General features: G+C 38.7%; 26 protein-coding genes. 19 read left to right on the forward strand and 7 right to left on the reverse strand.

The window, feature by feature from the left end:
- Positions 1-22 precede the first annotated feature (22 nt).
- The 14 genes from MKZ10_RS05425 (at position 23) to MKZ10_RS05490 (ending at position 14,253) form a co-directional block, all read left to right on the forward strand.
- On the forward strand, positions 23-1,276 hold the full coding sequence (locus MKZ10_RS05425) for a sensor histidine kinase (protein ID WP_342508593.1): 1,254 nt from the start codon (positions 23-25) through the stop codon (positions 1,274-1,276).
- Positions 1,276-1,917: a response regulator transcription factor gene (locus MKZ10_RS05430; protein ID WP_342508594.1), complete on the forward strand. Its 642-nt coding sequence runs from the start codon at positions 1,276-1,278 to the stop codon at positions 1,915-1,917. The genes MKZ10_RS05425 and MKZ10_RS05430 overlap by 1 nt, the downstream gene beginning before the upstream one ends.
- Before the next feature lie 493 nt (positions 1,918-2,410).
- Positions 2,411-3,013 (forward strand): TasA family protein, encoded by a 603-nt coding sequence (locus MKZ10_RS05435; protein ID WP_342508596.1) that lies wholly within the window; start codon positions 2,411-2,413, stop codon positions 3,011-3,013.
- Positions 3,014-3,171: 158 nt separating this feature from the next.
- A complete protein-coding gene (locus MKZ10_RS05440; RefSeq protein WP_342508598.1) occupies positions 3,172-4,185 on the forward strand; it encodes a SipW-dependent-type signal peptide-containing protein in 1,014 nt (337 codons plus the stop codon).
- The gene (locus MKZ10_RS05445) at positions 4,133-4,741 is read left to right on the forward strand and encodes a signal peptidase I (RefSeq protein ID WP_342508600.1); all 609 of its coding nucleotides are present in this window, start codon (positions 4,133-4,135) and stop codon (positions 4,739-4,741) included. Before MKZ10_RS05440 ends, MKZ10_RS05445 begins: the two co-directional genes overlap by 53 nt.
- A 98-nt stretch (positions 4,742-4,839) precedes the next feature.
- Positions 4,840-5,439, forward strand: a complete 600-nt coding sequence (locus MKZ10_RS05450) for a TasA family protein (protein ID WP_342508602.1) — start codon at positions 4,840-4,842, stop codon at positions 5,437-5,439.
- Positions 5,440-5,678: 239 nt separating this feature from the next.
- Positions 5,679-7,325: an S-layer homology domain-containing protein gene (locus MKZ10_RS05455; protein WP_342508604.1), complete on the forward strand. Its 1,647-nt coding sequence runs from the start codon at positions 5,679-5,681 to the stop codon at positions 7,323-7,325.
- 391 nt (positions 7,326-7,716) lie between these two features.
- Positions 7,717-8,775: an SIS domain-containing protein gene (locus MKZ10_RS05460; RefSeq protein WP_342510031.1), complete on the forward strand. Its 1,059-nt coding sequence runs from the start codon at positions 7,717-7,719 to the stop codon at positions 8,773-8,775.
- A 23-nt stretch (positions 8,776-8,798) separates the two neighbouring features.
- Positions 8,799-9,224: a PTS fructose transporter subunit IIA gene (locus MKZ10_RS05465; protein ID WP_342508606.1), complete on the forward strand. Its 426-nt coding sequence runs from the start codon at positions 8,799-8,801 to the stop codon at positions 9,222-9,224.
- 24 nt (positions 9,225-9,248) lie between these two features.
- On the forward strand, positions 9,249-9,737 hold the full coding sequence (locus tag MKZ10_RS05470; RefSeq protein ID WP_342508609.1) for a PTS sugar transporter subunit IIB: 489 nt from the start codon (positions 9,249-9,251) through the stop codon (positions 9,735-9,737).
- A 21-nt stretch (positions 9,738-9,758) separates the two neighbouring features.
- Entirely contained in the window at positions 9,759-10,535 is a 777-nt protein-coding gene (locus MKZ10_RS05475; protein ID WP_342508611.1) for a PTS sugar transporter subunit IIC, read from the forward strand.
- Positions 10,528-11,346, forward strand: a complete 819-nt coding sequence (locus MKZ10_RS05480; protein WP_342508613.1) for a PTS system mannose/fructose/sorbose family transporter subunit IID — start codon at positions 10,528-10,530, stop codon at positions 11,344-11,346. The genes MKZ10_RS05475 and MKZ10_RS05480 overlap by 8 nt, the downstream gene beginning before the upstream one ends.
- Positions 11,347-11,411: 65 nt before the next feature.
- Complete coding sequence (locus MKZ10_RS05485; RefSeq protein ID WP_342508615.1) at positions 11,412-13,328, forward strand: BglG family transcription antiterminator; 1,917 nt, start codon at positions 11,412-11,414, stop codon at positions 13,326-13,328.
- Positions 13,329-13,410: 82 nt separating this feature from the next.
- A complete protein-coding gene (locus MKZ10_RS05490) occupies positions 13,411-14,253 on the forward strand; it encodes a YitT family protein (RefSeq protein ID WP_342508617.1) in 843 nt (280 codons plus the stop codon).
- 117 nt (positions 14,254-14,370) lie between these two features.
- Here MKZ10_RS05490 and MKZ10_RS05495 read toward each other — a convergent pair whose 3' ends face one another.
- The 3 genes from MKZ10_RS05495 to MKZ10_RS05505 form a co-directional block, all read right to left on the reverse strand.
- Positions 14,371-14,499, reverse strand: a complete 129-nt coding sequence (locus MKZ10_RS05495) for a YvrJ family protein (protein WP_342508619.1) — start codon at positions 14,497-14,499, stop codon at positions 14,371-14,373.
- 80 nt (positions 14,500-14,579) lie between these two features.
- A complete protein-coding gene (locus tag MKZ10_RS05500; protein ID WP_342508622.1) occupies positions 14,580-14,795 on the reverse strand; it encodes a DUF2922 domain-containing protein in 216 nt (71 codons plus the stop codon).
- Positions 14,796-14,835: 40 nt separating this feature from the next.
- Positions 14,836-15,054 carry a DUF1659 domain-containing protein gene (locus MKZ10_RS05505; RefSeq protein WP_342508624.1) on the reverse strand — a complete coding sequence of 73 codons (219 nt, stop codon included), beginning with the start codon at positions 15,052-15,054 and terminating at the stop codon, positions 14,836-14,838.
- Positions 15,055-15,337: 283 nt separating this feature from the next.
- Between MKZ10_RS05505 and MKZ10_RS05510 the strand changes: the two genes are divergently transcribed.
- The gene (locus MKZ10_RS05510; protein WP_342508626.1) at positions 15,338-15,574 is read left to right on the forward strand and encodes a hypothetical protein; all 237 of its coding nucleotides are present in this window, start codon (positions 15,338-15,340) and stop codon (positions 15,572-15,574) included.
- Between the two features lie 168 nt (positions 15,575-15,742).
- On the opposite strand, the gene MKZ10_RS05515 is transcribed toward MKZ10_RS05510, so the two are convergent.
- Positions 15,743-16,225, reverse strand: a complete 483-nt coding sequence (locus MKZ10_RS05515; protein ID WP_342508628.1) for a sigma-70 family RNA polymerase sigma factor — start codon at positions 16,223-16,225, stop codon at positions 15,743-15,745.
- Between the two features lie 248 nt (positions 16,226-16,473).
- On the opposite strand from MKZ10_RS05515, the gene MKZ10_RS05520 reads away from it, so the two are divergent.
- Positions 16,474-16,971, forward strand: a complete 498-nt coding sequence (locus MKZ10_RS05520; protein ID WP_342508630.1) for a competence protein ComK — start codon at positions 16,474-16,476, stop codon at positions 16,969-16,971.
- Between the two features lie 474 nt (positions 16,972-17,445).
- On the opposite strand, the gene MKZ10_RS05525 is transcribed toward MKZ10_RS05520, so the two are convergent.
- Positions 17,446-18,498, reverse strand: a complete 1,053-nt coding sequence (locus tag MKZ10_RS05525; RefSeq protein ID WP_342508631.1) for a nuclease-related domain-containing protein — start codon at positions 18,496-18,498, stop codon at positions 17,446-17,448.
- Positions 18,499-19,026: 528 nt separating this feature from the next.
- On the opposite strand from MKZ10_RS05525, the gene MKZ10_RS05530 reads away from it, so the two are divergent.
- The gene (locus MKZ10_RS05530; RefSeq protein ID WP_342508633.1) at positions 19,027-20,412 is read left to right on the forward strand and encodes a S41 family peptidase; all 1,386 of its coding nucleotides are present in this window, start codon (positions 19,027-19,029) and stop codon (positions 20,410-20,412) included.
- A gap of 68 nt (positions 20,413-20,480) precedes the next feature.
- On the opposite strand, the gene sda is transcribed toward MKZ10_RS05530, so the two are convergent.
- The gene (sda, locus tag MKZ10_RS05535; RefSeq protein ID WP_342508636.1) at positions 20,481-20,609 is read right to left on the reverse strand and encodes a sporulation histidine kinase inhibitor Sda; all 129 of its coding nucleotides are present in this window, start codon (positions 20,607-20,609) and stop codon (positions 20,481-20,483) included.
- 389 nt (positions 20,610-20,998) lie between these two features.
- On the opposite strand from sda, the gene MKZ10_RS05540 reads away from it, so the two are divergent.
- On the forward strand, positions 20,999-21,634 hold the full coding sequence (locus MKZ10_RS05540) for a hypothetical protein (protein WP_342508637.1): 636 nt from the start codon (positions 20,999-21,001) through the stop codon (positions 21,632-21,634).
- 55 nt (positions 21,635-21,689) lie between these two features.
- Here the strand turns inward: MKZ10_RS05540 and MKZ10_RS05545 are convergent, their stop codons facing one another.
- Positions 21,690-22,838 carry a polysaccharide deacetylase family protein gene (locus MKZ10_RS05545; RefSeq protein ID WP_342508638.1) on the reverse strand — a complete coding sequence of 383 codons (1,149 nt, stop codon included), beginning with the start codon at positions 22,836-22,838 and terminating at the stop codon, positions 21,690-21,692.
- 195 nt (positions 22,839-23,033) lie between these two features.
- On the opposite strand from MKZ10_RS05545, the gene MKZ10_RS05550 reads away from it, so the two are divergent.
- Positions 23,034-24,623 (forward strand): transcription antiterminator, encoded by a 1,590-nt coding sequence (locus tag MKZ10_RS05550; RefSeq protein WP_342508639.1) that lies wholly within the window; start codon positions 23,034-23,036, stop codon positions 24,621-24,623.
- Positions 24,624-24,684 lie beyond the last annotated feature (61 nt).

The following is a 24,684-nucleotide window of genomic DNA, read 5'->3' on the forward strand; positions in this document are numbered from 1 at the left end:
AAGAAAGAATCCTTCCAGTATCATGGATTTGGGAATTTTGTATCGGGTCACTTCTCTTCTATTAACATCGCTCTTTTTTTTCCTAGGGTCTGCATCGTCATTTGTATTTAAACTAGGGTTAGTTGTGACTCTGGGGATTGCGGCCTGGATCATCATTGATTTACAAAAAAGATATATAAAAAACACTAAAATTTTACAAGCAATTGTCTTAACGGAAACAATTGGATTGACATTGTTACTTATTCCGACAGGTGGTATTTCAAGTCCGTTCATCTGGTACGCACTCAATCCTGTACTCGTAGCAGCCTGTTTTCTGACGCCATTATTTTGCTGGGGAGCACTCATATTTTACCTTGGAAGTGCCACATTCATCGCTTACCGTCTTATAGACATAAACAATATCGTAATGATTTTTGAAGGGAAATCCTATTTTTATCTTGTATGTTTATTAACAACATTGCTTGCGAGATTATTCTCACGGCTAACGACGGAGTTAAATTCAAAAGCAGCCTTACTAAATAGGCAACAAGACGAACTCATACAGGCCAATGAAAAACTGACTGAAACAAATCAAAAGTATCAGGAAACCTTAGAGCAAATCATGCTAGAGAGAATCTATATGGATCAGATGATCATCAGTGAAGAACAGAATCGTATCGCCAATGAAATCCATGATAGTGTTTCACAGAGATTGTTTGGAATCGTCTATTCATTGCACAGTTTACAAGCTAAAAGTAACAGCATGACGAGGGAAGAATTGAACAAGGAGTACCAGTTCTTATCACAGTCTGCTAATACGACAATTAAAGAGCTGCGGGGGGCTATTTACCGGTTAAGCTCGGTGAAGAAAGGTGAACAACCATTTCTCTTGCGTTTGAAAAAATATTTAGATGAATATGCACGATTAAATGACATTAGAATTGATTACCGAATTACGGGCGATGAATTTTTCATTTCAAACGAACAAAAGGAAGCGCTTTATCGAATTATATGTGAAGCGTGTGGCAATGCGGTTCGACATGGAAAGTGCACAATTGTTGACCTGAAATTATCCTTGCTAGATGAGAAAACAGTAGTCTTTATTCAAGATGACGGCATAGGGATAAGTTCATACGTTGATAAGAAAGAACAAGGAATTGGGCTCATCAATATGCAAAATAGCGTCAGTTCTTTTAACGGGACATTTTCAATAGAAGGGATGCTTGGTTCAGGTACAACAATAATCATTGAAATCCCAAGTACAAAAATAATGAAGAAACAAGAGGTGGCTGGATAATGAAAGTTGTTATTGTTGATGATCATCCATTGGTTAGAAAAGGCCTAAAATCTATACTTACCCTAGACGGATCAATGGAGGTACTTGGTGAAGCGGCAAATAGTAGAGAGGCATTGGAGCTTTTCAGTGAACTTAAACCGGAGTTAGCGCTTGTTGATCTTCGATTGGGAAATGAATCCGGTTTGGATCTAATAACAGAAGCCATTCGACAAGGAGCAGCTTGCAAATTCGTTGTGCTGACGTCATCAACGGAAGAAAATGATTTTAAGCAGGCCAAAGAGTTAGGCGTTGCTGGCTATGTATTAAAAGAAGCACTACCCGAAGAATTGTTACAAGCATTGCTCATTATTAGCAAGGGGAGAAAATATTACGATCAAGGAGTACTAGAATTTGTCATGAAACCACGTGGACTCGTTGAAGAAAATGGACATGTGGAAAAATTAACACCAAAGGAAAAGGAAGTCTTAATGGCACTGGGAAGAGGGTTTTCAAATAAAGAAATTTCGCAGTTCCTGTATATCACGGAGTACACTGTGAAAAAACATGTGAGTCAAGTATTAGCGAAGCTAGGACTAGCCGATAGAACACACGCCGCACTCTACGCCAATGCAACGGGCTTGGTGAGATATGTTGTAAATTAATGGGCCCGGGCTCTAACACAATATGGAGTTGTATTGGAATCATTTACCTTTCATTATCTGGTACAAAAGTACACCAGACTTAAACTAAAGTAGAAACTAGCAGTAGACATTAGATATCAGAAAAATCACTCATTTGAGGGATGGGGAATTGTTTTTGACTGGGTATACTGAACGTAGTTCCATTTTCATAGTGAACGAAATAAAGTCTAAGGAAGGAGATGGCTGGCATAAAAGGAGGAACATAAGTCTATACATGCATATCCGTGGATTAGAATTGGCATTTTACTTTTTTATCGCTACTAATTAAGAAACTATGCCAGACAAAAAGTGAAACATTAAAAGTAGCCGGCTATGAAAATGGTTAATGGAATCAGGTCAAACTGATCAAAAGTAAAAGAAAACTTTTAGCCAACGTCGAAGAAGAAAAACAGTTTTACAAGACCCGGGAAGACAAGTAGTAAAAAAATATAAACTAAATTGGAGGAAATTAAAAATGAGTATTAAAAAGAAACTAGCTATGAGTATCGCAACTGGAGCATTGGCTGTAAGTATGATTGGCGGAGGAACTTATGCTTATTTCAATGATGTTGAAGTAAATAACAGCAGTTTTACAGCGGGTACTTTGGATATTAATGTTGCGGGTAATGATGCAGCAAATGCAATTATTGATGTTAGCAATCTAAAACCAGGTGATATCATGACACGTAGTTTTAAACTCAATAACACTGGTAGCTTGGATGTATCGAAAGTATTATTGACATCCAATTATTCTGTCACTGATACAAATTTGAATAATGCTGGCGCAGATTTTGGTGAGCATATTAAGGTTCAGTTCGTTATCAACAATGACAAAAGGACTGAAGTTGTTCATGAAACTACTTTAAAGAATCTGAGTCAAGCAGACGTTACGGATAGGGATCTGTTAGGATGGCTCCTTGGTGGAGAAAATGGCGGACTAAAAGCCGGTACAACGGATAACCTTACAGTTATGTTTGAATTCGTGGATAATGGCGCAGATCAGAATGTTTTCCAAGGGGATTCCTTGAAGCTTGAATGGACTTTTGATGCAAAGCAAACAGCTGGCTCATTGAGATAACATATAACCCGGGAGGAGAGCTCTTCTCCTCCCTTATTTTATTTCAACAAGCCATCAGTGCTCGTTCTTAAATATATTTCTCAACATATAACTCATTTTATGTTTTGAGGAATATAATTAAAAATTTCATCGGCCAAAAATGGAAAGGCGGGATCAGATTGAAAAGCAAGCGTAGACGTAGATATAAGAAAAAGAAACGCGATCTTTTCCTAATTTTAAAAATAGCACTCATTTGTTATTTAGCTATCTTTGGCGTCGGTTATATGTCGTCTGATACGTCTGCAAATTTCAGCAGCCAGTCGGAAGTTTCCCAGACAATCACTGCCGGTATATGGGAAGTGCCGATTGCACTCATTAATCAATGCGAAGAGGAATACGAAAATGATGAGGTATCGAGTGAGGAAACTGAGTTCAACCACGAAGACGAAGACAATAACCCAGAGGGCAAAATCGAAAAGGATGAAGTAACGAGTGGAGAAACCAATGTTGACCGCATTGACAAGGAAGATACTCCCCCAGAAGAAAACGAAGAGGATCTAGTCTCAAGCGAGGAAGCTGAAATGGATTGTGGAGACAAAGATGATGCGGCGGGCGGGGGCATCTGCGAGGGCGAAGAAAACGAAGAGGATCTAGTCTCAAGCGAGGAAATTGAAATGGACTGTGGGGACAAGGAAGATGCATCTAAGGAAATAGATGAAAAGGATGCTGCAGGCGAGGTCTTCTGCGAGGGAGAAGAAAATAAAGAAGAGGATACAGTTTCAAGTGAGGAAGCCAAAGTAAACTGTAAGAATAATGATGATAAGTCTGAAGAGGATAACGACATAGAAGAAGCTAGTCAGGAAAATGAGATAGATGGTTCAGATGGGGAAATTGGTAATATTGAGGGGACTCAAGAAGAATTGAATGCCAGCACAGAGAATGAGCAGGAAGAGCCTGAAAGTGAAAATCAAAAACAACCGGATGGTAAGAATGAACCTGTAAACACATCAAAAGAAAAGATTCTAACTGACGAAGATTCTGCAAATGATAAAGCTTCAGAAAATAGTTCTGATAAAAAGAAAGACGAAGAGATGAACGAAGCCATAAAAGAACAAAAAAAGAGTGCGGAAGGTGATATAAATGAGAAAGAAAAAAACAACGAAAACGAAAAAGATGATGAAGTGGGTAAATAGCTTTGTCTCCGGCATATTGATGGTCCTGTTGATTAGTGTAGCTTCCATAGTAGTTATATCGAAAGCCTCCGGCGGAGAACCACAGCTTTTTGGTTACCAATTAAAAACAGTTCTGTCGGGATCCATGGAGCCGGGAATGAAAACCGGCTCGATCATTGCCGTAAAATTAGCCGAAGATAAAACGGGTTTAAAAAAAGGCGATGTTATCACATTCCAAGAAGAAGAGATTTTGATTACACACCGAATTACGGAAGTAGTCAAGAGTGGAGACTCCGTACTTTACCGGACAAAGGGAGATAACAACAATGCAGAGGATGTGAATCCAGTTCTGTCTGACAATGTGGTGGCGGAGTATACAGGTTTTACATTGCCTTATGTAGGATACTTCATTAACTTCTCTCAGTCGAAGAATGGTGCATTTTTACTGTTAATACCTGGATTCCTGTTGCTGATATACTCCGCAATTACGATTTGGAAAGTGCTATCTGAAATCGAATTGCGTCCGAAAAAACAAGTAGATTTAGTAGAGGAAGATGGCGAGAAAAGTACTTCCTGAATTGATTGACAGAATAAGTAAGGAGGCGTTACCGTATCAAACCTTTCAGATTACTTCCTTTCCTTCTATTAATTATTAGTGGAATCTGTTTCCTTCCCGTGACGAGTGTATTTGCAGATGTTGAAAACGACGCAGCTGAGACTGATTTAGAGATCAGTCTTTCACCAAAAGATACTTTATTTGATATTACTAATATGAAGCCGGGTGATTGGGCGCCAAGGACCATTACAGTTCAGAATTCGGGAAGTAAAGATTTTGTCTACCATATGCAGTTGCAAAACAGTGGAGAAGTGAAGCTTTTCAATGAGCTGTTGTTGGAAATTAAAGTAGGCGATATAGAATTGTATACAGGGAAATTGGCCGCACTAAAATCTTTGCCGGAAAGAAAACTCACAAGTGGCACCGAAGAAAATTTAAATATCACTATTCGTTTTCCGGAACATCTTGGAAATGACTTCCAAGGGCTAGAGTCGGCATTTGTTTTCGCTTTTACAGCGGAAGGAAAAGATAACGCGGCAGCCCAAGCGATGACCAAAGTACAGATTGACAGCGGAGTTCTAGCAACGACTGGGTTCGGACTGCCTGGCAAATCGTCAAATATAGTTACGCTGATGTTTTTAGGTTCTATACTTGTGACAGGTGGAATTGTATTGTTGATTATTAGGCGTTACAGACGTGTTTCTCGTTTCCTCAATTAAATCAAAAATATAACCTCATCCTACAATTGGCTGAGGTTTTTTCTGGCTGAATCTAGAAAAAAACGGTACAGTCACGCACGTCGAGTGTGCAATAGGTAATTATCCACAAGTCCTCACCTGAAATAGATTATTTAAAATAGTGTGACAAGACGATCGGAATTATAGTATTCTATTTAAGAGAGAGACTAAAATTACACAAGTAATTATTCATACAACAATAACAATAAAGGAGGAATTTGATGAAAAAATCGTGCAGGCTGGCTTTCGTTTTTGTTTTTGTCTCGAGTCTTTTTATTGCATATACGTCGGCAGATTCGTATGCGGAGGATAAGGTGCTCAATGACGTTAGATTGGGAAGTTATTATTATGAATCTGTATTGAGTTTAAGTGAGCGGGGAATCATTAGTGGGTTTAACGATGGTACGTTTAAGCCCAATCAAGCTGTGACGCGTGGACAAGCAGCCAAGATTTTGGCACATGTGCTTGAGCTTGATATGGAAAATGTGGAGGATCCGAAATTTCGGGATGTGAAGCCAAATCATCCGTACTATAAGGAAATTGCAGCGTTGGCGAATGCTGGTGTGATTAGCGGCTTTGAAGGCGATACGTATAAGCCGGATCGTACATTGTCGAGAGCGCAAATGGCCAAAGTTATTACGGAGGGCTTTCGTTTTGATGTGGAGAAAATGGAAAAACTACCGTTTACCGATGTGAAAAGCACGGTATGGTATGCGGATTATGTACAAACATTGGTTGCGCACAATATTACAACGGGGGTTACTGCTACAGGCTTTGAGCCAAATCATGCCGTAACGAGGGGGCAGCTCGCTACGTTTATTACGCGTAGTGAAAAGGCGGCTATGCTTTTTAAGCCTCTTGTTATTGCAGGAAATGGTGGTTTTGATTTTCTTGACGGGAATGCAATGGATGCGTCATTTCGCTCTCCCGCCAGCCTAGTTGTGTTGGCGGACGGGGCTGTTTTGATTTCAGATCGTCAAAATCAGTTGATTCGAAAACTGCGAGGCGGGATCGTTTCTACGTTTGCGGGGACAACGTTTGGGTTGAATAATTGGGAACTTCCTGAGGGCGGTCTCCATGATGCGGTGAAAGAAACAGCAGTATTTAACGATCCATCTGGAATGGTTGCTGATCGTGAAGGAAACATTTATATCGCGGATGCATCGAATCATGTCATTCGTAAAATCGCTACGAGTGGTGAAGTGACGACCGTTGCTGGAGATGGACTGCCTGGTGATGAGGATGGAATTGATGGAAATACGCGATTTAATCAACCGCAGGATGTAGCGATTGCAGCAGATGGAACGCTCTATGTGGCCGACACATTAAATCATTTAATTCGGAAAATCGAGCCAAATGGAAAGGTGACGACATTAAATGCTCCTTCCAACCGTCCCATTGAGGTGGTGGCTGGCGACATTGAGAGTGCTGGTGACTTCCAAGATGGTGATTTGAAACATGCGAAGTTTAATGAACCATCGGGATTAGCGATTGATAGCAAAGGGAATTTATATGTCAGTGACACTGGTAATCAATTGATTCGTTATATCAATTTTTCTACCAATACTGTAACGACGGTTGCTGGGAAAAGTGTAAACAACGGAACATTATATGCAGACAGTGGATATCGAGACGGGGCGGCACTTGAGGCACTGTTCCATTCACCAAGTGGAATGACAGTAACGGCAGAGGGAGGGGTTCTGATAGCAGATCGTTTAAACCATTCAGTACGTTATTTGTTGAACGGGAAAGTGACGACACTTGCAAGGAATGGTTTGAGTTATCCAACAGATGTTGCAGTTCAGGATGGAATGATTTTAATAGTGGATAGCTATCACAATCAAATCCGACAAATACAATTTAAATAAGGAAATAGGGAAAAACGCATGCATAGCAACCAGAAGAATACAGCCCTTCGACCGAGCAATCGGTTGGAGGGCTTTTTCTGTTTCGATATATTTTGTGAGATAGCATTTTATTAATTAATAGGAACAAAGAATAAAGAATTGGATGGGAGTTACTATTAGCGATTATTGTAAATGCTAGTACAAGGAGAAAATATTCCTTTTACTGAGGCGAAATTAACTAGTTACAAATTATTAAAGAATAAATGCTAATCATTAAAAGCAAGCTAACAAGAAGAAGTTAGCAGATGTATTGCATTATTGCTCGATTAATCGTGCAATTTTGCGTATGGACTTAAAAAATGAGTAAACTTATAATTTAGTCAACATAAGAGTAGGGGTTGATAATGTGAGCATGATGGACACGATTGAAAGCATTCCAATTCATTTGAATAAAATACTTAGGAACAAAAACCTTGTAGATCAAAGCATACAAGATTATTTGAAAGCGTTTCCCGATATAAAGGGAATTGTATTTATCGCATCAGGTACTTCTTATAATGCCGCTTTTACAACAAAGAAGTTTGCAGAGGATTTTACCAGTATTCCGGTAGAGTTAATCTATCCAAACATTTTTGTAAACTATTTAAACAAGTCCTTATTAAATAAAGAAACGTTATATGTCTTTATTTCCCAGGGTGGAAAAACAAAACTTGTTTATGAAGCATTAGAAATAGTTAAATCGAAGGGATTCCCGAATATATCGATTACTGAAAATATAGATTCTCCAATTGCGAAAAGCGCTGGTTTAGCTTTAGAGATGGGTTCTGAAAATGAAGCGTATATGTTTAGAACGTTAGGGTACTCTGCAACATGTGCCACGTTATATTGGCTTTTTGTTTCATTATCAAAGCTATATTGTGGATTATCAGCAGCAAAAGAACAGGAGCTAGTGGAAGATTACTCGAAAATGGTTGAAAACCTACCCAAAATTAAAACTGATACACTCGATTGGTATAGACAGAATAAGTTCACTTTAATGCAAAAGAGTAAATTTATATTTTCGGGTACAAATGATTTATGGCCAGTTGCGCAAGAAGCTGATATTAAGTTCATGGAAATGTTGCCAGCGCTTACAAATAGCTTTGAGCTTGAGGAACTCATCCATGGACCACAAAATGCGTTCGATAGTACGACGGGTTATTTTATTTTAAGTAGAAAAGGTGAAGACTCAGAGAAAGCCCAAAAGATATCGGCATTTATTAATACCGAAATCACGAAGTGTTTTATGGTTGGGGAAGAGACTACCTTGGACACAGATTTATCGATTGTTTCACCTAGCAAATATTTTAGTAGCTTAGAGTATATTACGGTCTTCCAGGTTTTATCGTATCAATTATCTACAGATAAAGGTCGTGATCTCTCAAAAGGCGTATATCCACAAGTCGTAAATTATATCGAAAAGTCATTATAAAAGTAAAGGTGGGTACAAATCGGATGAAGAAAATATTAATTGCAACGCATGGGGAATTTGCAGAGGGAATTATGTCTTCTGCGGAGATCATTTTGGGGAAACAGGAAAATCTGTTTTTCATAAATGCGCATGTGGATCATATACCAGTCGCTGAGAAAATAGAGACCTTTCTTGAAGAAAATGTTAGTGAGGATGACAACTTAATTATCATTACGGATGTATTTGGAGGCAGTGTCAACCAAACAGCCATCCGCTATTTATCGAGTGGAAAGGTAAACATTATTACCGGTTTCAATTTGCCGCTGTTGTTAGAACTAATCATGTTGAACGAATCAGATATTACACCAGAAAAGCTCAAAGAGGTTACCAAGAAATCCAAGGAACAAATCATATATGTCAATGATGAATTACTAAAAGTAAATGATGAAGATGATGATTTTGATCTGTAAGATTAAAGAACAGGGGTGGAAAAGATGATCGTAACCGTTAGAATTGATGATCGCTTATTACATGGACAGGTCGTGTATAGCTGGAAAGCGGCATTATCTTATAATGCTGTCGTAATTGCTAGTAATGAAGCAGCCAATGATGAAACGAGGAAAATGGCGCTGAAAATGAGTTGTCCGGATGGAGTTAGACTTGCAATCCGAACAATTGAGGATGCGGCAACTGTATTGAAAAACCCAAAGTTAGCACAAATGAAGGTATTTGTGATTTGTTCAAAGCCTAAAGATGCATATGAATTATTATCACTGATCGACGAAACGCCAGTTTTAAATGTAGGTGGCATGCAAATGCATGAAGGTAAAGAATTGCTCTCACCAGCGGTATATGTATCGAAAGAGGACATAGCGTATTTAGATAAAATTCAAGATAGTGGGATTGAAATTGAGGTACGTCAAGTTCCGACAGATAATGTTAAAAACTATAACGAGTTAAAAAGTAAATTGACATTCAAATAGAAATAGAAGGGGAGAGGTCTTATGGGAACTGCGCTTTTAGTAGGTGCAATACTAGGAATACTTTGGTTTATAGAAAAAATGCTTGGAACACCAATGGTTATCAGACCAATCGTTGTCTCAACGATTATTGGCTTAGCATTGGGAGATGTACAAACGGGTCTCCTCGTAGGCGCAACACTTGAATTAGTTTTTATGGGGTTCATTCAAGTTGGAGGGGCAGTACCGCCAGATGTTCTCGTTGGTGCGGGGCTAGGAACATCCTTTGCTATATTAAGTGGTAGTGGAGCAGAGGTTGCATTAGCATTAGCTTTACCCATTGCAATTTTGGCTCAATCTTTAAAAGTAGTCGTCTTTATCGTACGAAGTTATTTTATGAAGTATGCGATGAGTCTGGCTAAAGCAGCGAATATTAGGGGACTCATAACCTTAAACATGGCGGGCCTAGTTCTTCAGTGCCTGATGTATTTCGTAGTTGGATTTGTGGCAATTCTATTTGGATCAACTGCAGTAGAAGCCTTTGTGAATAATATACCAGGAGTAATTATGAACGGACTTCAGGTTGCGGGCGGCTTATTACCTGCTGTTGGATTTGGTCTGTTATTACTTCCAATGATGAGCAAATTTAATGTATTATATTTCATCTTTGGTTTCGCATTATTTGCATATGTAAATTTACCAATCCTAGGTATCACGCTATTCGGAGTTGTTCTCGCGTTTATCCTAGTCTACGAAATGCCAGGGAAGAATGTTGCGGTTGCTGGTTCAAATATAGATGAGGAGGACCTATTCGATGTCTGATAAAAAGAAACTAACAAAAGATGAGAAAAAAATGATGCACGAGATTTTCTGGAACTCATTTATGCTAGAGGCTTCCTATAACTATGAAAGACAACAAGCGTTAGGGTTTTCAATCGGAATGTGGCCTGCGATTAAACGGTATTATAAAACCAAAGAGGAGCAAGCCGAGGCACTTGAGCGTCATATGAATATTTTTAATACGACACCACATGTGGTTACTACGATAACGGGTGTTGCCACTGCATTGGAGAAAGAAGCAAGTGAAAATCCTTCCTTCGACAAAAGTATCATTAATAACGTGAAAATAGGCTTAATGGGCCCATTCGCTGGGATTGGCGACTCCCTTTTCTGGGGAACATTGCGAATTATCGCTGTTGGAATTGGTTTGTCCTTGGCTCAACAAGGAAGCATATTAGGCCCCATATTATTTTTACTACTCTTTAATATTCCGCATATGTTAGTTAGATATTATGGTGGGGTTTATGGGTATAAATTAGGTACAGGCATTATGCAACAGGCTAATAACTCCGGTATTATGGAGAAAATCTCAAAAGGGGCTACCGTTGTCGGACTCATGGTCATTGGGGCAATGAGTGCTTCCATGGTAAAACTTAATTCAGCCTTTGTATTCACCGTTGGAGATCAAAAAATTCCAATGCAAGATTATTTAGATCAAATATTCCCATTGTTATTACCACTTTTATATACTTTGGCTATGTTCTTGTTATTAAAAAAGGGCTTCAAGCCAACAACTATATTGTTCATAACAATCATATTTGGTATAGTTGGGTCCTTAATAGGAATTATATAAAAAATGATTACTGTAATCTTCTTGATTACAGTAATTTTTTTAGCGCATAAGGAGGGGGAGAGAATTTGAACTTTAGTCGTAGAGAATTACTTATCTTAAATGAATTATTTCATAAAAAAAGCTTAACCTCTACTGATTTATCCCTTGTTGTAGACACTTCAGTTAGAACCGTTAAAACAGACATTTCTAACCTGAAAGTAAAATTATCGGATTATGGAATAACCATTCATTCTAAACCGAATCAAGGCTACAAACTTAACTATGAAAATGCGGATAGTATCACTTTTTTAACGAATCAGCTGAAGTCTATGAATGTAGAAAGATTATATACTTTTAAGAAAAATAACTATGAACGGGTTTTTTACGTCCTAAGGCGGCTGTTACTGAAAGATGTTTATATTAAATTGGATGTACTCGCCAATGACATGTTTATTAGCCGATCTACTTTAAATGCAGATATGATAGAAGTAAAAAAAGTTCTAAACAAATACGAACTAAAATTAACCTCAAAAGCAAATCATGGAATAATGATTCAAGGTACAGAGATCAATAAACGGATGTGTATCGCAGAATATTATTACCATAATAACACAAAGCTAGGGTATGAAAGTAAGAACGAATCCTCTTATTTTAAAGAACATAATGATAAATATATTCAAACAATCGAATCTATACTGAGAATCGTTTGCGAGGAGTACCTGATTGTATTATCCGACTTCTCGATAAAAAACATCGCAATCCATATCTTTATTTCGATTCAAAGAAATCTTTCAGGTAATAAAATTTCGGTACCCAACACCTATTTGAAGAAAATCAGAACGAAGGAAATTTTTAAGGCGAGCGAAAATCTTTCCATGAGACTCAACGCGCTATTTGGCTGTAATTTTCAAGAGGTAGATAGTGCTTATATTTTCATGCATATTGAAAGTAAACAGCTCTTAAATGATTCGACGAGTATTACCAATGAACAACAAACGGAAGTAAAAAAGGTTTTAGAAAATATATACGCTGAAATTAAAAGTAATTTTGATATAGATATTTCGGAGGATAAGACACTTAATCAATTTTTAGCATTACACATTCCGCAGATGATAAAGCGAATTCGGAATAATATGGTCATCCGAAATCCAGTTGTACATGAAAATCTTCAAAAATATATCTTTGCCACTAAGGTAACGATATCAGCAACTGAAATTATTCAAAATCATTACGATGTACAAATCAATTTAGACGAGTTTGGTTATTTGGTACTCTATTTCAACGTTGCCTTAAGGAACCTTCAAAAGAATAAGAAAATCACAATTGGCTTAATGAGTGGTAGGGGCAGAGCGGAAACCATTATGTATATCAATGAGATTAAAGAAAACTTTTCAGATGAAAAGTATGAATTAATTAATTATGACTCTAAGGAAAAAGCAATTAGTCATTTAGATGATATTGACATATTGGTATCCTCCTACGAAGTAGAATTATCTAGAAATATATTGCAAGTAGCGATTGAAAAAGGGAATTATATTAATGAAATTAGAGAGTACACCAATAAAACAGATCTTTATAAACTCAATATAGAAAACTATTTCCAACCGCAATTTTCAGACTTCTATTTAGAGGGAAAAGATAAAGAGAGCGTTTTGAGTAATTTAGTAAAAAAACTGCAATCTCTAGATATTATAAAATCAGAAGTTCAAATGGATATGCCATTTGTTGCCCATGAAATTGGTAATAATATTGTCCATCTTCAGGATTTATATAAAATATGCCGGAAGTCATTTTGCTTTATCGCCGTACTTGAAAACCCAATCATTTGGGACAAGGATATCATTAGAGTCCTGTTCATCATCAAAACAAAAAGAGACGGCGACCATAACTTAAGTATTTTATGTGATATGTTTTCCAAGTGGACAAGTAATAAGGAGAATGTAAATCGGCTAATTCAAAATAAAGATTATGATTTATTTTTACAAAGCATTCAAGATTATTAAGACGAGCTGTCTTAAGCTGGTAGCTCTTTGGAGAGTGTAAGTAACCAACGAAAAAGTCATAATAACTAAGGAAGAAAATAATATGAAAAAAACAATCCAAGATATTGTATTAATCACGATTGGTGGATTTATTTTTGCTATTGGTATAAATTATTTCACCCTCCCAAATCTGTTATCAGAAGGCGGGATTATTGGACTGACAATTATTGCACACTATTTATTCCAATGGTCACCAGGGATTATTAATTTTATTTTAAATATGCTTTTATTTTTGGTTGGCTATAAATTTTTTGATAAACGGACTGTTTTTTATACGTTATATTCCATTGTATCCTGCTCTGCTTTTTTGTATGTAACTGAAGATGCGGGGAAAATGCTGACAGAGGATCCACTTTTAGCAGCTATTTTTGCAGGATTATTAGTAGGTATTGGTTTAGGCATTATTTTTCGAATAGGCGGAACGAATGGAGGAACGACAGTCCTTGCTAGAATGGCTAACCAATACTGGGGCTGGAGTATCGGAAAGAGTATGCTAATTATCGATATTATAGTAGTTGCTGGCTCTATTTTTATAATTGGTTTAGAAAAAGCAATGCTCACTTTACTTACTGTTTATATTGGTGCCAAAGCCATCGATTTTATTGTCGAAGGTCTGGATGAAAGGGTCGCCGTTTTAATTATTTCAAATTCACCAAACGAAGTTTTACATAAAGTCATGGATAGTATGTCGAGGGGAGTCACTGTTTTAGAAGGGCGCGGCGGCTATACGAAAGCCAATAAAGAAGTTCTGTATATTGTCATCAGCAAACAAGAAATTGTGCGACTCAAAAGTATTATAAAAGAAATTGATGAGCAAGCCTATGTTACGATGCATAATGTTCGTGAATTGATTGGAAGAGGTTATAAGGCGGCTAAAGCCAATTAGTCACCCGCGATTCTTACCTCAGTTACTCATCCAATCAGTCGGACGATCGGCTAATTGGATGAGATGTACATCAAAAGAAATAGTAGGATTGAATCCACATGTACCGCCGCTTCACATTCACTTCATCTTCAATGAAAGTAGCACATCATGTATCGCGACGAGCTTTGTTTCGAGCCGGTGCAAAAGATAGAATGATACGAATATCGGAAAGCCGATTTCCTGTATGAGACTCATCCATTGTTCCATCTCGTTTCCTCCTTTCTGTGATTAAATAAAAAACCGGTTCCCCAGTCGGAAAGCTGAGGAGCCGGTTTTACATGTTGTTATCAGTTTACGAGTTCAGTCACATTACGCTCGACAATACGAGCGTTTTTTGGTGTTTCAAGTGGAGATCCGTCCACTTCGAACACGCCCGATGCGATAATTTCCTGCATCGCAGTTTCCACGGCTACTGCCGTTAAATCTGCACGTGGCTCGTCCACCGTCAGCATCACGTTTTTGCCGGCTGCTGTACTGAAATTCAATTGCAAAGTTTTTGCCATCCTTCATCCCTCCTTTCCCCATCAAACTGTGCTCCCCTGATTAGTTAATGACGTTAGATGTTTCCACCTTGTCTGCACCGATGAATGGAAGCGCTGATAACTGCGCAAGTTCCTCGAGCGCATTGTACAAGTCATCCGCATCCGCATTTTTTGCAACGTTACGATAGGTCTTTGATTTACGAATCAGTTTACCGTCATCCGTCAGACCGTTATCAAAGTAAACCCGACCAACTGCATTTTTAAATTCGATTGTCGCCATGTGATCACCTCCTTTCACCCTTTATATAGAATGAAATTAGGGAATCGGATACACGGATGTGAAATAATATTTACTTTAATTTTCCTAGTGCAAGTCAATTAGACATAGGGTGGGGAATAATTATTCTAAACGTATGTAATTATTTGTAATTTATTCATAATATTCTCCAAATTATTCCTAAAGGGTGATATAATAGAACTACGTAATATTCAATTCGGGGTTCAAAGAACTAGCTGTTTTCTTATAAGCTGGAACAAAGAGTACTTGAAAAGGGGGACATTGGATGGGGACACGCAAGGTAACACATGTTATTTTAGGGGTTTGTATGCGGACGGGAAAGATGGCAGAAATGCTCGAAGATGCGGGAGCAACAGATATTGCAGTGATTGACTATGAAGCTGAAGAGGATCACATTCAGGTGGCGAAAGTGGATTTCTATTCTCCTAAGACTGCGAGAAAGACATTGGGAAAATCCAAGCAAATCATATTTCATAAGCTTTTAGTGAGGAAGAAAGAATGACTAGTGTAAAGTACTGAGATAGGTTAAAAAAGGACAGCCCTTCGATTGGATTTGCTCAATGAAGGGCTGTCTTTGAGTGTGTGCTGGTGTTAATGGTGCTTGCATTAATGTGAGAGTGTGTCACGAATTAATAAGATCCTTTTTTCACGAAAACTACTGCAACTCATCCTATGAAAGCGAGTTCCTCAATTTGACTAGCATTCGCTCTCTGCGCTTCTTAACGCCTGCCACTGAAATACCGTTGCGAACAGCACATTCAGCCAATGGTACGCCCTCGACAAATAACCATTGAATCAGTTCTATTTCCGTCGGTGACAATAAATCAAGTACCTCCGCAAGATCATCAGACCACTTGTATTCTACAAAATAAGCTGTATCCACGATGTTTTCTACTAAGCTATCCTCCATCTGCGTATTATGCTCATCAAATCGGTTTTCCTTTTTTAACTCATCTAACATAGCTCCTCGGATACTTCGAAAGGCAAATGCTGTGAAATTTCCTTTATCTTCGTCAAAACGTTGCCAGGCCTGCCATAAGGCGACGCGTCCTGCCTGACGATAATGTTCATAATCGCGGTAAATGTTCAGCTTGCGGATAGATGCAGAAATCATCGGCTCATATTGCTCCAATACTTCTTCAAACTTCTTCAATTTTACGGCCTTCCTGACCGTGCACGATGCTTTATATTCCCGGGTGACTCCATAGTAGTTCATTAGAATTAGAGAAACCAATGGACTACTATGATGAATGGAGTGTCAAACGTTACGTATGACTTAGTTATTTGTCATGTATTTAGCGTATTTGTATAAAAATACTATATTTTTGATAAATTTGGTCTATTAAAATGTATGTGGGAGTGGTAATGTAGAAGTATAATCGGTAGAAGGGGGATTTTTTAGTGCTAGCGTGTGATTCCTATTTACTAGATATAAGAACATTGGCCCTTGAATCAGTTTTTGCTGGAGATTTTAAATCGAAAATCAGTACGACGCATGGTATTTATTATTCAAAACTTACACCGGCTCAATTACTCAATAAGGCATGTCTCCATTATTTTTCGACAATGGAGGGACGTATCCAAGCTGCATCTGCCCTATTAAACTATGTAAAGAAGCCACCCTTCATCATCGCACCAAACGAACTAGGCGTCTATCCAACGGCATCTCCCGACAATGACGATTGTGTATGGTTCTTTAACCATCGCTTTACAATCGTTGAAGTTGCGAAAGGGCAGTCAATCGTCACTTTCATGGAAGGGACAAGTATTCATGTAAAAGCCTCCAAGCACACAATGCTAAAGCAATACCTACGCCTGCACTCATTATTAAGCGTCTCCGACCAAATAGGACGAGAAAGACAAATCTACATTATCGATAAAAAGGGAATGAAAGTATAATCAAAGGGATGAGTGTCGAGTGACTAGACACTCATCCTTTTTGTTATGGTGAAGTACCATCAATCAGACGCCCAAATTCGAATGGCAGTCTGGATCATCGCGGCAAGGAAAATTGTCGTTTTACTGGTTCATTATTATCAATAAAAATGAAATCAATCAAGCTGAAATGAGTTTTGTCGAATGCGTAGTCGAGTCTTCGAAATCGGTAGTCGAGTTCGGCCAAAAGGTAGCCCAGTTTCTCCGGGGTAGCCCAGTTCCGCGAATGCGTAGTCGAGTTACCGAAATAGGTAGCCGAGTTCGGCCAAAAGGTAGCTGAGTTTCCCCGAGGTAGCCCAGTTCCGCAAATGCGTAGTCGAGTTACCGAAATAGGTAGCCTGGTTTCCCCGAAGGTAGTGCATTTCGTCTAATGAGTAATCATGTTTACAAGAGAAAAGGCCCGTTCGAATATGAAAGGGCCTCGTCAACCTATTAATATCATTTTCTCCCGGCTATATAAAACGTAGATGTTGATTTCCCTTTTTTCATAAGAGGAGATTTATTCAATGCATAACTGGCGGCATACTTGTCCTTTAACATTAAAAAGTTTCGGCAATCTTTATTATTTAATGAGGGCTTAACTAATATAAGCCAATCTTGAATTGCGTCATTATGGGGATCTACAGCAACTTTTAGGCAATGTGGACAATGCCAAGTCTCACGATTTTTCCGCTTAAGTTGCCCATGACAATCATGGCATAACAGACCCTTACGTAAATCATCGGGATGAATATGATAATAGGTACACAGTGGAAATGGATTGAATTGCTGTTGTTCGGCATGGATTTGTCTGGATAGTTCTTGAATTTGTTGGGGTGTAAGAATATCTTCGGTTGGTCTTAATTTTTGCAGATAAAAAGGAATTTGTTTTTTATAAATGATAGGAAAATTGTCTGGAGTATCTATCACTTTCGTGTTTGGGTTTGCGAGAATAAGGAGACCAAGTGTTTTCAAATGAATTCCACGTTGTCGAAGCCATTCATCAAGATTCGACTTATTCGATTCAATTTGATAGACCGGACAATCGAGAACCACTTCGTCGCCGGTTTCAAGTACTTGCACAAGATGGGGAGGATTGGGTATAAATCGGACTGAATCCTTCAGATTTTTCACTTCGATAATAAGGATGTATTGCTCTGTAATAATCAAAGTATCAATCTGAAATGTGAATTTTGGGGAATTACACAAATGGACATCCGTAAAAATTTTCATTATATGAGGAAATTGCGTTCGCTCAATATAAGAATCAACATTACATTCTCCAGAGTAGCCGGCACCAATTCGATAAAGTTGTTTTTGTAAATACTGGACTTTTCGATGATCAGGGGGAAGCCGGGCAATCAGACGGGGGATTCCTTGAAGTAAAACAGGCTTCTTTCTGAGAATAGTAGTACTTATGAGATTCATCTCCTTTTCACTAATCAGATAATTCGATTTAATCATACTATAAAGGTGCTTAGTTAACAATAGATTTATTACTAAAATTGTCAAGGTAGTCGAATCTGGCCAAAAGGTAGCTCAGTTTTCCAGAGGTAGCCCAGTTGCGTGAATGCGTAGTCGAGTTTCCGAAATTGGTAGCCGAGTTTGGACAAAAGGTAGCCCAGTTTTCTGGAGGTAGCTCAGTTCCGCGAATGCGTAGCCGAGTTTTCCAAATCGGTAGCCGGGTTCGTTCAAAAGGTAGCCCAGTTTTCCCGGGGTAGCCCAGTTCTGCGAATGCGTAGCCGAGTTCTGTCAAAAGGTAGCCCAGTTTTCCAGAGGTAGCCCAGTTCTGCGAATGCGTAGCCGAGTTCTGTCAAAAGGTAGCCCAGTTTTCCAGAGGTAGCCCAGTTTTGTCGAATGCGTAGTCGAGTCTTCGAAATCGGTAGCCGAGTTCCGTGGATAATACGCTAATAACTTGTAAATAACCTGTGGGCAACTTATATTTTTTTGTGGAAAACTTTAGTCTATTACACTATTCCTTAAAGTAAAATGAATAGTATAATAGGGAAAAGTGTTACTGAGGACTGGGGGCTTGTTGTTTTGAAGAGAAATAGTAGATGGCTATTGGTGTTATTCACGATGTTATTCGTTTTATTGCCATTCACCACATCGGCATCAGCTGAGCCTCTGGGAGATATGAGGCAGCTCGTCAAGGATTATTATGTTGACGATGTTCCAGAATCGGTTTTAATGAAAAATACGGCGTTAGAAATTACGAAGCAACTGGATTCCCACTCTGTCTATATGACTGCGCAAGAGTATCAACGATTTGTCAATGGTATTGAAAAGCGGATTATTGGCATTGGTATTGTACTCGAGGAAGATGTCAAAGGGATTAAGGTGGCATCGGTTATTCCGAAAGGACCCGCAGAGCGAGCGGGCATTCTGGCTGGCGATGTGATTACACATGTTGGAACACAAAGTCTTGTCGGTAAGTCAGTACAGACAGCTACGTCATGGATTGGTGGTCAAGAAAATACAGTTGTGACGCTGACAGTTGAACGTACGGGGCAAACGGGACCACTCTTAATGAGCATTAAGCGTGAAGTCATTACAATGGTCAATGTTGAATCGACCATGCTAGGCGGCAATATTGGTTATATTCGCCTAAACAGCTTTGCTTCTGAAACTGCGAAGGAAGTGAATGCCGCGATTCAATCACTGCACGGTGTAAAGGGATGGATTGTAGATTTACGGAATAATGGTGGTGGCTATATAACAGTCGCGCAGGACATGACGGGATTTTTCCCCAATGCAATCGGAGCTTTTCAGTTAAGGGAAAAGACCGGTAAGCCACAGGTTTTTAATGCGATTCCTCAGTCCAATAAACTCAATGCACCCACACATCTTTTGATGAATGGATATAGTGCAAGTGCTTCCGAGATGGTGGGCGCAGCAGTCAAGGAACAAAAACTAGCAACAATATATGGTCAAACCAGCTATGGCAAAGGCTCTATGCAGTCAATGTTCAACTTTACAGACGGTAGTGTCTTGAAGTTAACGACGGCTCGATTCTATTCGCCAGGAGGCAAGGCTGTGGATAAAGTTGGCGTAAAGCCAGATGTCGTTACGGCAAAGGAATTGGAATTAGAAGTATCTCATCGTGATCAACTGATTGCACAATGGAAGGGCTATAAGGCATTTCCTAAACTGAACAATGTCCCAGTGACAAAGAAATTTCAAGTGGAGATGAATGCAGAGATGGATTGGAGCAAGCTCAGCAATGGTGATGTCCAACTTATTCAGTTAGGTGGGGGAGAAAGTGCTGTGACAATTAGCGTTACGAATGAACGAACTGTAACCGTTACTCCAACAAAACCATTAATAGCGGGTAAAACCTATATGCTCGTCATACATCCACATTGGAAAGGGACTAATCACTATTCAATGAGGCAAGGAATTTATCTAGATGTTACGGTGAAATGAATAAAAAAGGCAGTCGGTTCTCTTTAACAAGAGAATCGTCTGCCTTTTTTGTGAAATGAAGAACATAGTTAAAGTTGGGGCGATAGGGATCTTCGGCGGATTTCGATTTCCAAAAGTTGAATGAAAAGAGGACTGAAATTAGAAGACTTAGCAGTAGTATAGGATTTAATGAGCAACGCATCAGGTAGTTGAGTCATTTGAAAGGTCACCTCCAATTTTATAATATATGTAGTACTAAATTAAAATGCCTGGGCATAGAATGTTAAGTAATAAAGCTCTATATTTAATTTACCAAAAAAAGAGTGACGGAACAACCGTTCTTTTATCCACAGTTAGTGGTGGATAACCTGTGGTTAACTTGTTTATAAAGGTGTAGAAGTCATATATTATAGTCGGTATAATGTTTATAAACTTATCCACAGGTGTGGGATAGTGAGAATTTTGTCGAACGATTCTTTGAGATTTTATCAAAAATGGAAGGAGAAATGTATTGTATTGCATCCATTGTGGAAACCATCAAAGAGAAGGTCAATTTTGTGCGAAATGCGGAACGCCTTTAGGGAGTGAGGTGGCGGCGACAAGGACAATGCTTGTGAAACGACAATCGAATGATTATGCCGAAAAGACAAGCAGAATGCTCAAAGGATACGGTCATTATCTACTAAAATATGTGAAGCAACCGAGCACAGTTTTTACACAAGAAGTAAAGGAGTTCACCTATGCTGTCGTAACGATGCTCTTCCTGTCTTTATTTGTCGGGTTGGCCATTTTCACGAATATGAAAGAGTTTGGAGCACCTTCCATAAGCATGATTGGTAGCACAGCGTTGCTTGTCATGGTGAGTACATTCGTTGTCGTTGGTTCGCTATATATTACAGCAACTCTGCTAGGACCCGAGCATTCTTTTAAAAAACTGGTCACCCAATACGGTACTCATCTTATCCCATCGACTATCCTCATTGGTGTCGCATTACTACTTCTTATGTTAAAAATAAATACCCTCGGTAATCTACTTCTATTAATCGCCCTCCTATTTGCATTGCTCATTGTTCCACTTTACATACTGGTAAAAGTACAAACGGCAGAGGCATCAGCGCTCGATCCTTTATATAATATTGTTGTGTACATCATTATATTGGGTATCATTTCTTCGGTCTGCATCGCTATTTTTGGAAACTCCATCATAGGTGACATCTTGAATTGGTTGAGTTTTATAAAGTAGATAATACGACAACAAGCCCTCACAATTTTCGTGAAGGGCTTGTTTGGTGTTCTTTTTACTTACCCACTAGCTTATCCGCAAAATCCTTTAGCGTCGTGCTGGAGTGGATGCGTTGGCGCTTTAATTCAAAGAGAGAGTCACCTTGAAAAACGTTACCTTCGTCAATCGTATAGCCGCTTGTCATTCCGGCAGATCGTAAGGCAAGGATGGCTTGGGGACTTCTCTTGCCATATGGATAGGCAAGGGTAGTAACTCGATGATTGTAACCCAAAATTTCCTCGATAGCGTTATTTGCTTGCTCAAGGTCATTCAAAATGGTAGATTGTGATTCCAGTTCGAGCATACTCTTATTCGACAGTGAGTTGAACATATGAAATCCGTGGGTATGATTTTGATAGGAATAGACGTCTTGTGTTTGAATCATGTCTATCTCTGATATTGTGTTTAGACGATTGATGCGACTTGTAATGACAAATGATGTTGCTTTGAAGCCATGCGTTTTTAAGATGGGATAAGCCAAGTCAATCGTTGATTTATAACCGTCATCGAATGTGATGAGTACAGACTTCTTTGGCAGTGCTGTTTTTTTCATTACCCATGCTTCTAGTTGCTGTGGTGTAATCGTTGTCCAACCATTTGTCTTCAAGTAATCCATTTGTTCTTTAAACTTTTCAATTTCCAGCGTAGACGCATTAGTGTCTGTCTTGCTTCGCAATATATCGTGATACATTAAAACGGGGATGCCAGCTTCAATTTTTAGCTGATCCTTATGTATGTATCCTGTTTTTCCACCCAATATAATGGGGAAATAATCACCTTTTAAGCGCTGTACTTGAATGGTCATATTGGGTTGGATTTGTCCAATGACCGTTGCATTTTTAGCTGGACGATCGATAATCTGTATGTAAGTAGCTGTTTTTGCTCTTACTGGATGTGCACCTTTCCAGGTTCCGGGTTCATCCTTTGTTACCTTTGCTTTTTGCTTTGAAAACTTAACCTCGTCATTGCCAATCAGAGTGTAATAATAGCGCTCTGCTTCTTTCATCACTGTAAGTGAAGTCCCTTTTTCAAAGACGGCTACCTTTTGATTTTCGTTAAAAACAGCTGTTGCTTCGGTAATCTTAATTGACTTCACAGTAGAGGCTTCTGTGAAAGTTGGAAATATGATGATGGATAGTAACAGTAGTGCAATTAATTTTTTCAAAGTACTTTATGCTCCTTCAGTTTACATTCTCTACCTTATAATAGGGAGAAGTGAGGGAGTTAGCAAGTTGAATTGCGGAAAATCAATATATAAACAAAACGCAGTAATGTACAATTGAGTTTCAATGAATTGTGATGAAAGATTGTGCAACGTTTGGATTTGTTGTGGTATACTAACGATGAGGGGAGGGTAAGTATGCAGCTCGATAGTCGAAGTCGTATGATTTTTGATGAATTGATGGAGAATCCTAGCATGACCAGTAAAGAGTTAGAAGAAGGATATAGTTTAACTCGTAGGCAGTTAGGGTATAGTTTCGATAAAATCAATGACTGGCTACAAGCAAAACGTCTTCCGATTATTGAACGGACGAGACAAGGGCATTTCATCATTGACCATTCCATATTTTTAAACTATGGAAGCAGGGAAACCATTGCTTCATCACAAATGACGATTATATCTGAAACGCAGCGTGTTCAGATGATTATCTTGATGCTTCTCAGTAAGCAAGAGGAACTTTCCCTTTTACATTTTACAAGTGCTTTAGAAGTCAGTAAAAACACGGTGCTTAGTGATTTAAACGTAGCGCGTGCTTGGGTAGAAGAGTATGATTTGGTGATTCGATATTCGCGCCGAGATGGCTATCTGTTGGAGGGGGAAGAGTTTTCCATACGAAGACTCCTGATCAATACGATTTATAAAGTGTTGGCAATCCCTAATGGAAAAAAGCGACTAAAGGAATTAGCAAACATACAGGAAGTAGAGTTGAAAGAGTTAATGGTTCGACTCGAAAAGATTGAACGGAAATTGAATTTGAAATTTGCTGATGCAGAAATCGAAACGTTACCGTATTCTTTGTTGCTCGTCCTTCGTAGAATGGCCGACAATAAAATCGAAACGTCATTTTCTATTCAATACGAGGAATTATCAGATACGAAGGAATATCAGGCAACTGAAGAGATTTTGTTTGATATCGAGGATATTCCCGTGCAGGAACGTTTATTCATCACGTTGCGGCTGCTGACGACAAATGTCTATTGGTCCGAAGCGCCGCCAGAAGAACCGATTCCTAATTTAGCCCAAGCGCTTGATGAAATGCTACGGCTGTTTGAAGCGAGTGCAGTGGTTCAACTACAGGATAGACAACAATTATTAAATAAAATTTTACTGCATTTAAAACCAGCTTATTATCGTATTAAATACCAACTGACAGAGATTAATGACGTTGGTTATGCGTTGATGAAAAATGAATATAAGGAATTGTATCACCTTGTTAGTCAGTCGACGAAGCCATTAGCCACACTGATTGGCACGGCTATTCCAGCGAGTGAGATGGCCTATTTAACGATGTTAATAGGCGGCTGGTTGAGAAAACAAGGCGATAATCTACACGAAAAGGTGAAGGCGATTGTCGTTTGCCCAACCGACGTGTCGGTCTCGCATGTCATGTTCAATGAATTACGAGAGTTGTTTCCAGAGTTCATATTTTTGGACGTCGTATCGGTTCGAGAATTGCATAGCTCTAAACTCGATTACGATATCGTTTTTTCACCGTTTTTCTTAGAAACGGATAAAAAGCTCTATTTAGCAAATTCTTTTCTGAAACATGAAGATAAGCCTCGTCTACGCAAGCGTGTTTTGTTTGATTTACACGGCTATATTCCTTATGAAGTGAATGTAGATGAAATGATGACAATCATGGCTAAACATGCAACGATTCACAATGAAGCCCTTCTTAGAAAAGAATTGCACACCTATATCAATGAATTAGGTAAAATGAAGGTATAAAATTTGTTTTTACATGCTTTAAAAAGTATTGTAAGTATAGAATTATCAATTATATTATGAA

The organism is Sporosarcina sp. FSL K6-2383 (assembly GCF_038618305.1).
Lineage (GTDB): Bacteria > Bacillota > Bacilli > Bacillales_A > Planococcaceae > Sporosarcina.

Excerpts from the sequence above, each read along its gene's own strand:
- MKZ10_RS05435 (WP_342508596.1), top strand. The coding sequence starts at position 2,411 with ATGAGTATTAAAAAGAAACTAGCTATGAGTATCGCAACTGGAGCATTG.
- MKZ10_RS05540 (WP_342508637.1), top strand. The coding sequence starts at position 20,999 with ATGCTTGTGAAACGACAATCGAATGATTATGCCGAAAAGACAAGCAGA.
- sda (WP_342508636.1), bottom strand. The coding sequence starts at position 20,609 with ATGACTCAACTACCTGATGCGTTGCTCATTAAATCCTATACTACTGCT.
- MKZ10_RS05500 (WP_342508622.1), bottom strand. The coding sequence starts at position 14,795 with ATGGCAAAAACTTTGCAATTGAATTTCAGTACAGCAGCCGGCAAAAAC.
- MKZ10_RS05455 (WP_342508604.1), top strand. The coding sequence starts at position 5,679 with ATGAAAAAATCGTGCAGGCTGGCTTTCGTTTTTGTTTTTGTCTCGAGT.
- MKZ10_RS05425 (WP_342508593.1), top strand. The coding sequence starts at position 23 with ATGGATTTGGGAATTTTGTATCGGGTCACTTCTCTTCTATTAACATCG.
- MKZ10_RS05495 (WP_342508619.1), bottom strand. The coding sequence starts at position 14,499 with ATGGAACAATGGATGAGTCTCATACAGGAAATCGGCTTTCCGATATTC.
- MKZ10_RS05460 (WP_342510031.1), top strand. The coding sequence starts at position 7,717 with ATGATGGACACGATTGAAAGCATTCCAATTCATTTGAATAAAATACTT.
- MKZ10_RS05465 (WP_342508606.1), top strand. The coding sequence starts at position 8,799 with ATGAAGAAAATATTAATTGCAACGCATGGGGAATTTGCAGAGGGAATT.
- MKZ10_RS05505 (WP_342508624.1), bottom strand. The coding sequence starts at position 15,054 with ATGGCGACAATCGAATTTAAAAATGCAGTTGGTCGGGTTTACTTTGAT.
- MKZ10_RS05490 (WP_342508617.1), top strand. The coding sequence starts at position 13,411 with ATGAAAAAAACAATCCAAGATATTGTATTAATCACGATTGGTGGATTT.
- MKZ10_RS05480 (WP_342508613.1), top strand. The coding sequence starts at position 10,528 with ATGTCTGATAAAAAGAAACTAACAAAAGATGAGAAAAAAATGATGCAC.
- MKZ10_RS05475 (WP_342508611.1), top strand. The coding sequence starts at position 9,759 with ATGGGAACTGCGCTTTTAGTAGGTGCAATACTAGGAATACTTTGGTTT.
- MKZ10_RS05510 (WP_342508626.1), top strand. The coding sequence starts at position 15,338 with ATGGGGACACGCAAGGTAACACATGTTATTTTAGGGGTTTGTATGCGG.
- MKZ10_RS05445 (WP_342508600.1), top strand. The coding sequence starts at position 4,133 with ATGAGAAAGAAAAAAACAACGAAAACGAAAAAGATGATGAAGTGGGTA.
- MKZ10_RS05550 (WP_342508639.1), top strand. The coding sequence starts at position 23,034 with ATGCAGCTCGATAGTCGAAGTCGTATGATTTTTGATGAATTGATGGAG.
- MKZ10_RS05470 (WP_342508609.1), top strand. The coding sequence starts at position 9,249 with ATGATCGTAACCGTTAGAATTGATGATCGCTTATTACATGGACAGGTC.
- MKZ10_RS05430 (WP_342508594.1), top strand. The coding sequence starts at position 1,276 with ATGAAAGTTGTTATTGTTGATGATCATCCATTGGTTAGAAAAGGCCTA.